General features: G+C 59.9%; 6 protein-coding genes. 3 read left to right on the forward strand and 3 right to left on the reverse strand.

Features of this window, described 5'->3' with window-relative positions:
- Positions 1 to 16: 16 nt before the first annotated feature.
- The 3 genes from QDX22_RS11785 (at position 17) to QDX22_RS11795 (ending at position 6,359) form a co-directional block, all read left to right on the forward strand.
- Positions 17 to 706 (forward strand): DedA family protein, encoded by a 690-nt coding sequence (locus QDX22_RS11785; RefSeq protein WP_279717878.1) that lies wholly within the window; start codon positions 17 to 19, stop codon positions 704 to 706.
- A 4-nt stretch (positions 707 to 710) separates the two neighbouring features.
- Complete coding sequence (guaA, locus tag QDX22_RS11790) at positions 711 to 2,321, forward strand: glutamine-hydrolyzing GMP synthase (RefSeq protein ID WP_279717879.1); 1,611 nt, start codon at positions 711 to 713, stop codon at positions 2,319 to 2,321.
- A 117-nt stretch (positions 2,322 to 2,438) separates the two neighbouring features.
- Positions 2,439 to 6,359 (forward strand): DUF4011 domain-containing protein, encoded by a 3,921-nt coding sequence (locus QDX22_RS11795; protein ID WP_279717880.1) that lies wholly within the window; start codon positions 2,439 to 2,441, stop codon positions 6,357 to 6,359.
- Between the two features lie 403 nt (positions 6,360 to 6,762).
- Here the strand turns inward: QDX22_RS11795 and QDX22_RS11800 are convergent, their stop codons facing one another.
- The 3 genes from QDX22_RS11800 to QDX22_RS11810 form a co-directional block, all read right to left on the reverse strand.
- Complete coding sequence (locus tag QDX22_RS11800) at positions 6,763 to 7,962, reverse strand: IS110 family RNA-guided transposase (RefSeq protein ID WP_110100105.1); 1,200 nt, start codon at positions 7,960 to 7,962, stop codon at positions 6,763 to 6,765.
- Between the two features lie 254 nt (positions 7,963 to 8,216).
- Positions 8,217 to 9,425 carry an IS110 family RNA-guided transposase gene (locus QDX22_RS11805; RefSeq protein WP_279717881.1) on the reverse strand — a complete coding sequence of 403 codons (1,209 nt, stop codon included), beginning with the start codon at positions 9,423 to 9,425 and terminating at the stop codon, positions 8,217 to 8,219.
- A 1,090-nt stretch (positions 9,426 to 10,515) separates the two neighbouring features.
- Positions 10,516 to 11,784, reverse strand: coding sequence for an integrase catalytic domain-containing protein (locus QDX22_RS11810; protein WP_279717882.1), 1,269 nt, complete (start codon positions 11,782 to 11,784; stop codon positions 10,516 to 10,518).
- Positions 11,785 to 11,822: the final 38 nt, after the last annotated feature.

Genomic DNA, 11,822 nt, shown 5'->3' on the forward strand with positions numbered 1-11,822 from the left:
GATCGGAGACACCATCATGCTCCAGGAGGTGATGGCCACCCAGGCCAACTCCGCCGACTCTGCTTTTGGCCTGATCGGCGATTGGGCCGTGGCGGTAATGAACGCCTTAGGCCCCACCGGTGTCGGGCTGTTGGTGCTGATCGAAAACCTCTTCCCGCCGATTCCCTCCGAAGTGATCCTGCCCCTGGCCGGATTTAGCGCCGCCTCCGACCAGGCGCAGTTCACCTGGGCCTCCGCGGTGCTGTTCGCGACCGTTGGATCAGTCCTGGGCGCATACTGTCTCTACGGGCTGGGTGCCTGGCTGGGGAACCAGCGCACCATGAATCTGTTGACGAAATTGCCGCTCGTGGAGCGCAGGGAGATCGACGCCACCATAAACTGGTTCAACAAACACGGTTATTGGACCGTGTTCCTCGGTCGTATGGTGCCGATCTTCCGCTCACTGATCTCGCTACCGGCGGGAGTTGAGCGCATGAACTGGTGGAAGTTTGGGCTCTTGACCCTGACCGGATCAGCGATCTGGAACACCATCTTTGTCTACGGTGGATTTCTGCTCGGGGAGAACTGGTACCTGCTGGAACAGGCCGCCGGTTGGTTCCAATACCTGGTGATCGGGTTGCTCCTGCTGGCATTGATCGCCTACGTGGTCTACAAGATCCGGTCCCGAAAAACGGCGCAGCGCCCCGGTGCGGCTCAGTTAGACTGAGAAGGTGACTGATCCATCCCGCGCAGATAACCCAGACATTGCCGCCGATTTTCCCACCGTGTTGGTGGTGGACTTTGGAGCTCAATACGCCCAGTTGATTGCCCGGCGTGTCCGTGAGGCTCATGTCTACTCCGAAGTGGTCGCGCACTCCACCCCGGTCCAAGACATTGTGGCGCGCAAACCCGCCGCGCTTATCCTCTCGGGCGGACCATCCTCGGCCTACGAAGACGGCGCTCCCGGAATTGACCCGGACCTGCTGGAAGCCGGCATCCCGGTGCTAGGTCTCTGCTATGGATTCCAGGCCATCACCCAGGCGTTGGGTGGTACGGTGGCGCGGACCGAACGGCGCGAATACGGCTCCACACCGCTGACCAGCCTAGCGACAGACTCCGTACTGCTGGCGGATCATCCCGCCGACCAGACGGTGTGGATGTCGCACTCCGACGCGGTGTCGCAAGCCCCCGAAGGGTTTACCGTCATTGCCTCGACTCCGCATGCCAGTGTGGCCGCTTTCGAGAACACCGAAAAGAAGATTTTCGGCGTCCAGTGGCATCCCGAGGTGAAACACACTCCCTTCGGTCAGGACACCATCACGAACTTCCTCTACCACGGTGCCGGATTGCGTCCGGAATGGACCACCAGCAGTGTTATTGACGAGCAGGTACAACTGATCAAGGATCAGGTCGGTGACGCTCGAGCCATCTGTGGCCTTTCCGGCGGGGTGGACTCCGCGGTGGCCGCCGCGTTAGTGCAACGCGCCATTGGTGACCGGCTCACCTGCGTCTATGTCAACCACGGACTGATGCGCCACGACGAATCAGTCGAAATCGAACGTGCTTTTGGAACCGCTTCCGGGGGAGCCCGTCTGGTGATGTTGGACGCCGAAGGAGACTTCCTGCAGGCGTTATCCGGTGTGAGTGACCCCGAAGCCAAGCGCAAGATCATCGGCGAAAAATTCATCCGCACCTTCGAACGGGCACAAGCTGAGATTGTGGCAGAAACCGCTGATCAGGATCTGCCCCCAGTGAAGTTCCTGGTCCAGGGAACCGTGTACCCCGACATCGTCGAATCCGGTGGGGGAGACGGGACCGCCGTGATCAAGTCCCACCACAACGTGGGCGGGTTGCCGGACGATATTGAATTTGAACTCGTCGAGCCACTGCGAGCCCTGTTCAAAGACGAGGTCCGCGCCGTGGGAACTGAACTGGGCCTACCTGATGAGATTGTCTGGCGTCAGCCCTTCCCCGGCCCCGGCCTGGGTATCCGTATTATCGGCGAAGTCACCAAAGAACGTCTCGACACCCTGCGGGCCGCCGACGCAATTGTGCGCGCCGAGCTGACCGCAGCCGGGTTGGATCGGGAGATCTGGCAGTGCCCGGTCGTGCTGTTGGCTGATGTTCGCTCCGTGGGTGTGCAGGGTGATGCCAGAACTTATGGTCACCCGATCGTACTACGCCCGGTGGTTTCCGATGATGCGATGACCGCTGACTGGGCGAAGGTGCCCTACGACGTGCTCTCCAGGATCTCCAACCGCATTACCAATGAGGTCGATGAGATCAACCGGGTTGTATTGGATGTGACCTCCAAGCCCCCGGGAACCATCGAATGGGAGTAATAAAGCGATCCCCGTGAGAAAATCTGGGACCATCTCGGTGGTTCACCGCCCGATCTCGCCCAATGTGCGGTTGGATAGTTTCAGCGAGGACTATCGATCAGGAAGGACGAGGCTGCTGTGAACGAAACGGATCCCACTCGTCGTGATGACGACACAGAGCTCGGTGGCGCCGAAGACCAGGAACTGGACAGCACCGATCTCGACTTCATTGCCGATGATTCCGCACCGAGCACAGCCGGTTTCGACGATCCCGAGATCAGCTTCGGCCAATGGCTACACCAGATCACGACCGGGCAAGAGTCTGACACCATGTTGCGGTTTGCCCCGACCACGGCAAACTCCCTGGAAATCACCCACTCCCACCCCTCGGGGCTGACACAGTTTCTGACCAAACGTCGCACCCGCCTCTCCACGCTGATGCGGGATCAACCCGGACAAAACTCGGCTCGAGCTACCGCCACAGCCATGATCTCCAAGATCGACGAACTCGCTGAAGATCGTGGGATCAACGTCGGCTTCGTCGCCGCCGGCATTGCGACCTGGCGGATCAGCGATGGCGGGGCATCTCACCAGATGTCAGCGCCTGTGTTACTGGCTCCTGTGCGCTTGAGCCAGCGCAATGGACGCGAAGACTTTGACGTCCAGCTTACCGGACAAGCTATCCTCAACCCGGCCCTGGCCCGGTACTTCCACTCGGTCTACGGTGTAGAACTTGACCCAGAGCAGTTCCGTCGTGCCGCCTACGCCACCAATAAGCTCGAGCCTCTGCCCGCACTGGAGCTGATGCGCGAGTATAGCTCTGAGGTTCGAGGTCTGGTGGTCGAACACCGTATTCTGCTCTCGACTTTCGCTGATCTCACCGACGAATCGGTTTCGGCGATCACCGGATTTGATCACCCCGTGCTCCGCGACCTCTACCGTGCGCAAGCCGGCACCGAATTCGCGACCGAACTCGTCGAACCCGAAGAATCGAGTCTGGAGGCGGTGGACCTCACCCCGTTGGACCAGCGCGACCCCGCCGATGAGCCACTCGTCTTCGACCTCGACCCCTCACAACAAACCGCCGTGGACCTGATTCGGTCCGGACATTCCGTGGTGGTAACCGCTCCTCCGGGAACCGGCGAAACCCAGACCGCGCTGGCCGCTGCAGCAGCCTTGGCCGCTGATGGTCGCCGGGTGTTGCTGGTGGCTGAACGCACCACGACACTCAACGAGCTCTACCGTCGTGCCGACGCGGTGGGACTAGCCAGCATGCTCTTCCACGTCAGTGCAACCCATACTTCCGCTCAGTTGCGTGAAGAAATGATCCAGGCGTTACTACGTGTCGAAGCTGCCAAAGAGCCGGCCACCCAGCGGGTGAACCAAACCTTGGTGCAACGTCGTGATCAGCTGGTTGCTCATGCCGAGAGCCTCCACCGGGTGCGCGAGCGGTGGAATTGCTCGCCTTACCAGGCCATGCGCGCCCTGGCTGAGCTCACCGCCTTGGATCCGCCACCACGCACTTCGGTGCGCTTGAAGCGTTCGGTGCTGGATTCCACCGTGGCACGGGACGATATTGCCGAAAAACTCACCTCGGCGGCCAGGCTGGGTGCCTTCTCACGGACCGCCTCCGAATCGCCGTGGTACGGTGCGCGGTTACGCAACGTGCAAGAAGCCGAAGCTGCCTACCAGCTGGCCGAAGACATTAACGACCACCTCCCGCGAGTTCGAGAGCTGATGGTCCAGGCCACTGAGGATGCCCACCTGCGGACCGGGACGAACATCAATGAGTGGAACGACCAAGTTTCCCTGCTGCAAAGTGTGCGCGGCTCCCTGGACCACTTCACCCCCGATATTTTCGATCGGCCGGTGACCGATCTGATTGCTGCCACAGGGTCAGGATCCTGGCGACGCGATCACGAGATCGAGATGTCGGCGATGACGCGGTCGAAACTTCGTCGTGTGGCTAAAGAGTACGTGCGGCCCGGCGTGTCGGTACCCGATTTACACGACGCTCTGGAGAAAGTCCAAGAACAACTCACCGCGTGGAATCAATACTCCACCTCCAAACGCCATCCCAAAATTCCCACCGGACTAGACACCCTCGAACGGGAGCTGTCGGTGCTGACCGACAATATTTCGCAGCTCCAAGAGCGGTTGGCCACACCAGCGGTGCGAGCCGAGGAGCTGGGGCGTCTGTCGATCAACGATCTCTCCGATGTCGTCCAACGTCTGGTCGACGACGCTGAAACGTTGCAGACACTGCCCGAACGGACCCTGGTCGTCGATCAGCTGACTGAACACGGGCTCGGTGAGCTACTTCGCGACTTCTCCGAACGGGAAGTCACCGCAGACAACGTGGTCGCTGAACTCGAGATGGCCTGGTGGCAGTCCGTGCTGGAAGCGATGCTGTCCTCCGACGAGACCCTGACTGTGATGGACGGCGACGAGCTGAACACACTAGAAGTCGAGTACCGTCTTGCCGATGGGACGCATCTGGACTTGGGCGCCTCCTCGTTGAACTGGGCGCTGGCCCAGCGCTGGAACGAGGTCTGCGACACTCACGAGACTGCCGCTTCGACGCTACGGACCATGCTCAAAGAGGGCGAGACCACACTCGAGAACCTCGCTGACATTGATCCCGAGCTCCTGCAGCCCTTGATCCCGGTATGGATGTCCTCGCCGATGGCCCTGGCCCAAGCTCCGCAGAAACTGCACTTCGATGCCGTGTTGATCCTGGATGCTGGTTCCTTGGCTTTGCCCACGGGTCTGGGCGCGATGGCCCGGGCTCAACAGGTGGTTGCCTTCGGAGACCCGGTCTCCGAACGGCCCCAGCCGTTCCACGTCTGCGTGGAACCCACCACCGGTAGCGAACCAGCCGTGACCGAATCGGTGTGCGTGGCTCTGCGCCGAGTGTTGCCGACCACCGCGCTGTCGACCATGCACCGTGGTGTCTCCCAGGCGCTGGTCCGATTACTCGGGACCCAACTCTATGACGGACAACTGGACAAAATGGCCACCGCCGCGGAAATCACCGGGGCCTATACCTCCCGAGGGGCCGAGGTCGAATACCTCACCGCGCCGGGTACCCCGGGCTACGGCGACGATGGAGTGGAGTCCACCACTGCTGAAGTCAATCGTGTGGTCGATTTGGTCTTTGAACAGTTCCAGACGTTCCCCCATCGCTCGGTGGCGGTGTTGACCACCACACCGTTGCACGCCCGCAGGGTGGCCGAAGCAATACGCGTGAACCTCGCTGATCACCGCTGGGCCACCAGCTTCTTCAATGCCGAGACTGCCCCCCACGGCGAATCCTTCGTGGTCGCACCACTGGAGCGGGCGGGGTCAATGGTGCGCGACACCGTGATCTTCTCCCTGGGTTATGGACGCACCTCCCACGGCACCGTGGTGCACCACTTTGGCCCACTGTCCGAACAACACGGCGTGGAGTACTACGCGAGACTGGCAACCCGTGCCCGCGAGTCGTTTCGGGTGCTCAGCTGCATTCACCCCCAAGAGGTCGACCCCGCTCGTTTATCCGCTGGGGCCGGCTACTTCTGGGAGATGATAGAACTCATTTCTGCCCCACGGACAGACACCGAGGCCGTGGCTGGCGGCGTCACGAAATCGACCACCGACCCCCTGGTGCAACCGATCGCTGAGGAACTCCTCGCCCGGGGCGCCCGGGTGATCACCGATGTTGCTTCACATGCGGACTTGCTGATCTGGAACCCGGATCCAGAAATCTACCGGCCTACTCCCGGTGGGGAGGACTACACGGTCCCCCTGGCGGTCACCACCGACGGTAGTAGCCACTATCAGCACCTTTCGGTACGTGAGCGATCGCGACTTCGCCCGCTGGCTGCTCAGCGAGCGGGCTGGCGGCCAGTATCGGTGTGGAGTATCGATTCTTTTGCCGAACCGCAAAAAACTGTGGACCGACTGGGTGATCTTATCGGTCTGCAACCGGGCACGATGGACCAGCAGAAACAACGCACCCGGCGCAGTAGCCGCTCCCACCGCAAAGAGCCCGACACCAACGATGTGACGGAACAGTGACCCGTGATGACTCCGCACGAGCCATCTCAGCACCGCCCGCAACCGCGTCGGCGTGGACACCGTCGGGTGGATGTGGGGCCGACAGGCCAACCTAACCCCGACGGTGATCAGCACCCCACGGCGGAGGTAACACGCCGCGCAGATCAGGCGCGCCCGGTGCCCACTCCGCGCGTTAAAAAATCCACCGGCCACGCTCAGTTGTCTGAACGCGACCGGTGGATGCTGGAGCAACGTCCCCCACACTGGGGATGAGGGGTTAGCTCACGATGCTGTCGTTTGAGTAGTCGTCGCCGGGCTCATCAAGCTGGTCGGCATTGTAGTTGTCTCACTCGGAATCGTCGAAACCTGGCATCGACGGAGCTTGCTCAGTACCGTCGACGGGGGGGTGTCCCTATGGTGTTTGTCAAGCCGCGGTCGGGGTGCGGGGTTCGTATAGGGTGCCTGTTTTCATCATCGCGTACATGACGTTTAGTCGACGCCGGGCTAGGCACATGATCGCTGCGTTATGGCGCTTGCCTTCGGCTCTTTTCCGTTCGTAGTATGCCTTTGATACCGGGTCGTGGCAAGACGCAACCCATGCAGATCGAAATAACGCGTTCTTCAACTTCTTGTTCCCGGCACGGGCAGGGAACTCGCCTCGGATTGACGTTCCGGATCGTCGGGTTACTGGAGCAATTCCGGCATAGGCGGCCAGGTGTCCTGGCGTGGGGAAGGCGGACAGGTCGCCAGCGGCCAGGAGGATTTGCGCTGCGGTCTTGACTCCGACTCCTGGCATCGACGTCAAGACCGTGGAAAGAGGGAAGTCGTCGACCAGCTTTTCTACCTCTTCGGCTACGATGTCCCGTTGATGCTTAAGCTCTTTGATCTGAGCGGCAACCCTCGGGATGATGAGTTCGACAGCGTCAGCACCTGGCACTGTGACGGTCTGCTCTGACAGTGCTGCGAAGACCTGGTCGATGAGCGGGCCGGGGTCTTTGCGGCTGTGGTGACGTGCCCACCGTTTCACTCCGGCTTTGCCTGCAGCTTTGAGTCCGGCGGGACCGTGGTAGCGGATCAAGAGATCCAACACGATCGCCCGAGTGAGAACGACACCGGGGAATACACGTTCCAGTGATGGGTAGATCTGGACCAAGAGAGACCGTAGCCGATTGATCGCGCGCGTTGATTCACGAGCGAGGTCTTCATCGAACCCTGAGAGCACCTTCAGTGCTGACAAGACCTCGGAATTACGGTCCACGGCTCGTAGCGTGTGTGGCATTGTCCGGGCGGTATCAGCGATGATGAACGCGTCCCTTGCGTCGGTCTTCGACCGTCCCGGATACAGGTCTGCGGCCTTGCGCATTGCCAGTCCGGGCAGGTAGGCGACGTCCGCACCGAGATCACGGGCGACAGCGATTGGCAGTGCTCCGATCGTGTTCGGCTGGTCGACCACAACCAGCACCGGACCGTGCTGCTGCAAATCGGTGATGACCTTCCGTAGCGCGGTCTCATCTTGAGGCAACTCTTGGTCATACACACGTTGCCCCTCGGGTGTGAGCGCGCATCCATGATGGGCGGTCTTACCGACATCGAGTCCTAGTGTGATGGAGTATTCGGCTGTCATGACAGGTCCCCCTCGTCCTGTAATACCCGGGTCGCTGATGTCACGACACCCGATGCTGGCACCCACGTTACGAAGAGACCTCGAACAAAGCCGGGCCACGTCCCTATCAGCAGTCAACGCGCGTCCTGGACTCCTGGCGGCAACACCCCCCGGATCATCGATGACAGGGCAAAAAAACCATACCAGGACCAGCGACCAGATCCTCTGATGAGGACCTACAAATGAATGTAACGGGGTGTCCCCTGTGCTTTAAGTCAAGCTGCTTGGGGAACTTTGTTTGGGGTAGCGTGATAGAAGTTGCTATCTCGGACCAAGGCGAACATGACGTTGAGGCGGTGGCGTGTCAGACAGATCACTGCGGCGTTATGTTTCTTACCTTCAGCGCGTTTCTTGTTGTAGTAGGCCTTTGATACCGGGTCGTGGCAGGAGGCCACCCATGCGGATCGGAATAAGGCGTTGTTGAGTTGTTTATTGCTAGAGCGGGCCGGGGACTCACCTCGGATCGAGGTCTCAGAGCGACGCGTTACGGGAGCAATGCCGGCGTAGGTGGCCAGGTGATCTGGGGTGGGGAAGGAGCTGAAGTCTGCTGCAGTGAGCAGGATCGTGGCGGCGGTCTTGATTCCGACTCCTGGCATAGAAATCAAGACCTGGGTAAGAGGGTGAGCATCGACCATCGCTTCCACCTCGGTGGCCACCAGAGCGCGTTGAGCTTTGAGTTCTTTGATCTGGGTGGCCATCCTGGGGATGATCAGTTCCACGGTAGTTGCTCCAGGCACGGTGACCGTTTGCTCGGCTAGGGCCGCGAAGATCTGGTCGATCAACGCGGAGGGGTCTTTGCGGGCATGATTTTTCGCCCAGCGTTTTACCCCAGATTTGCTAGCAGCCTGCAGGCCGTGGGGTCCGTGATACCGAATCAACAGCTCCAGGACAATGGGCCGTGTGAGGACGGTGCCGGTGAAGACTCGTTCCAGTGACGGGTAAATGTGCACCAGCAACGATCGTAGTCGGTTGATGGCTGGGGTACATTCCCGAGCCAGGTCATCATCAAACCCAGCCAGGACTTTCAACGCCGAGAACAGATCAGATTCCCGATCCACGGCTCGTAGCGTATGGGGCATGGTTCTGGCAGTATCAGCAATGATGAACGCGTCCCGGGCATCAGTTTTGGGCCGGCCGGGATACAGATCAGCGGCCTTGCGCATCGCCAAGCCCGGCAAGTATGCCACGGTGGCGTCACAGTCTCGGGCCACCGCGATCGGTAAGGCACCAATGGTGTTAGGCTGATCGACCACCACCAGCACTGAACCGTGCCCTTGGAGCTGAACGATGACGTCTTGCAATGCGGTTTCGTCTTGCGGTAATTCCCGGTCGTAGAGTTTCTCGCCGGTGGTTGTCAGGGCGCATCCGTCATGTGCGCTTTTACCAACGTCTAGCCCCAGGATCACATCGTCGGTTGTTGTCATGGCAGTCTTGCTCACTGCTGGTAGCAAGGCCGCTGTGATCATGACACCCGATGCTTGCACCCACGTGACGAACAGACCTCAACACACTGCTTGGGCCGCATCCCTATGAGAAGTCAACGCGCGTCCTGGACCTCTGGCGGCAACACCCCCCGGACCATGAAATGACAGGGCAACACAGCCATACCAGAGCCAGCGACCAGGTCCTTAGATAGACCTAAGAAATACCCTAGAAGGACCTATAAACAAATGTAACGGGTCTTTTCGAAAGATCCTTCTCAAAACGGGAAGCTTCTTTTCTCGTATGGAGCGAAGGGGTAGTGCGTGGGGAGTTCGATGCTTTGTTCGAGCGTAACCGCGTAGTGTCTATCCGTGGTGTTGCAATAGAAGACGAGACGGAATGTGCGTGTCCCGAGAATGTTTTTGGACAGTACGTTTACCGTAGGGATTTTAGCCCCAGGGAAGCATGCCCGGATGAGTACAGCGGAGCTCAACACCTTTTAGGCTCCCCGTCCGGCGGTAGTTGTCCAACATGGGAGAAGCGAACCCCCACTGGTCGCTGGCTACGCCCATCTGGTCCAAACCAACGTCTAGCCCCCGATCCTGCAATGCCTTGTGTAGGCGCCGGATTTTACTCGCGTTCGGCAGCTTATCGCGGCTCCACGTCGATTGCGCCGTCCAGCAAGCGGTTGTTCATATCGACGATAGCCTCGTGGCGTTCCGCTTCGGTCATGTCCGCTGCGCGACGCTGGTTTACGCCAGTAGCGCTTCCGCTTCCTCCCGAGTGATCTGACGGGCGACCTGCGCGATTATCAATTCCTGGAAGATTGACGGGGAGTCCACTTTTGATCTGTCAAGTCCGGCTGCTTGTACGGTGGCTGCGGTTTGGTCATTCCGTGCCGCTGGCGTGCCACTGTCCACCATGGGGGCTGCCCGTCGCCACTTTAAAAGTATCGGTTGTTGTCCCAGATTTCCCAACTGTCGAACTGGTCGCGTAGGGAGTAGTTCAAATGAAGCATCTCCGGGGTGCCTCATGTCAAGATCCCCGCGAAAGGTAGGCCGTGCCTCAGACAAATAATCCCCGGATGTTCGATTAGCTGGCGCGGCGGTGGATCTTGATGCCAGCAGGGTGTGGTGGCCGATCAGCGGCGTCAAGTTCGCGTTGGAGTTGGCGGGTTTTAGCAGCAGCTAAGCGGATGAGTTGCTGCTGGATGGCATCAATTTCGGTGGCCATTGCCGCAGGGTCCAGACTGGCCTCGTAAGCAGCGAGTTGTTGGTGTTGTGCCGGGCTGAGGATCCCCGACGCCACAAGGCGCTGATAGGGCGAGGTGGGCTGATCATAGACTCGTTGGCGGCGGCCCACCGCGTCGGTGGTCCAGCCGGTGGGTTTTTTGGTTGGCGTGAAGAAATTCAGTCGATCATTGACCAGTGGCCATAACCGCTGTAACAGCGCCAGTTCCTCGGCGGTGTCGTAGCGGTAGTAGAGCCCGTATTTGCGCACCGCGTGATGGTTCTTGGATTCGATGGTGGCTTGGTCGTTTTTCTGATAGGGCCGGCCACGGGTGAAAAACACTTTGTGGTCGGCGGACCAGTCCAACAGGTCGTAGTTCATGAATTCACTGCCGTTGTCGAAGTCCATGGCGGTGACCAGGTACGGGATCGCGTCTACAAAGTTGGTGCAGGCGGCCACAACGTGTTTCGCAGCGTTATTGCGGATCGCGGTGGTGTAGACCCAGCCGATGCGCACATCGGTGAAATTGACACTGCGCACAAATTCGCCTTTGAGCGTGGGCCCGCAGTGGGCCACCGTGTCGACTTCAAACACTCCGGGTTCGTCGTCGAGCTCGTCACCGGCTTTACGAATCGTGATCGAATTGCGCAACAGGCTATCGGGTTTGGTAGCGGCTTTGCCTCGGATCGGATCCTTGGCCCGCACCGGTTGCAAATACCGGTCAATCGTGGCAGCACTCATCGCCAATAACTCTGCTCGTACTGTGGCGCTGTAGCGGTTGTGACCGGCCACCAGCCCACCGTAGGCCTCCAGGCCTTCGAGCCAATCAGCCATCGAGGCAGCCAAATATTTGCCCGATAACCCACCCGAGACCGACCACACCGACTGCAAGACTTTCACGGCGTCATAGGAGTATTTGCGGGCCTTGGTCTTGCGCCGATCGATGACCGCCACCGTCGCGGTGGCCCGACCCTTAGGCTGAGCTAATCGGCGCTTGAGCTGCTGACGGGCATGATCCCGGTGCCAGCCAGTCAGCTCCACCACCGTATCCAGAATCTGACCCTTGACCTTCTTGGAAGCCGCAGCATACCTGGCCGCATAGTGCTTGGTGACTTTAATCCGAGTCTGCATCGAAACATCCTTATGCGTCATACCCCATCGTCGCCCCA

It is taken from the genome of Auritidibacter ignavus (genome assembly GCF_029853775.1).
GTDB lineage: Bacteria > Actinomycetota > Actinomycetes > Actinomycetales > Micrococcaceae > Auritidibacter > Auritidibacter ignavus.

Excerpts from the sequence above, each read along its gene's own strand:
- QDX22_RS11785 (WP_279717878.1), top strand. The coding sequence starts at position 17 with ATGCTCCAGGAGGTGATGGCCACCCAGGCCAACTCCGCCGACTCTGCT.
- QDX22_RS11805 (WP_279717881.1), bottom strand. The coding sequence starts at position 9,425 with ATGACAACAACCGACGATGTGATCCTGGGGCTAGACGTTGGTAAAAGC.
- QDX22_RS11800 (WP_110100105.1), bottom strand. The coding sequence starts at position 7,962 with ATGACAGCCGAATACTCCATCACACTAGGACTCGATGTCGGTAAGACC.
- QDX22_RS11810 (WP_279717882.1), bottom strand. The coding sequence starts at position 11,784 with ATGCAGACTCGGATTAAAGTCACCAAGCACTATGCGGCCAGGTATGCT.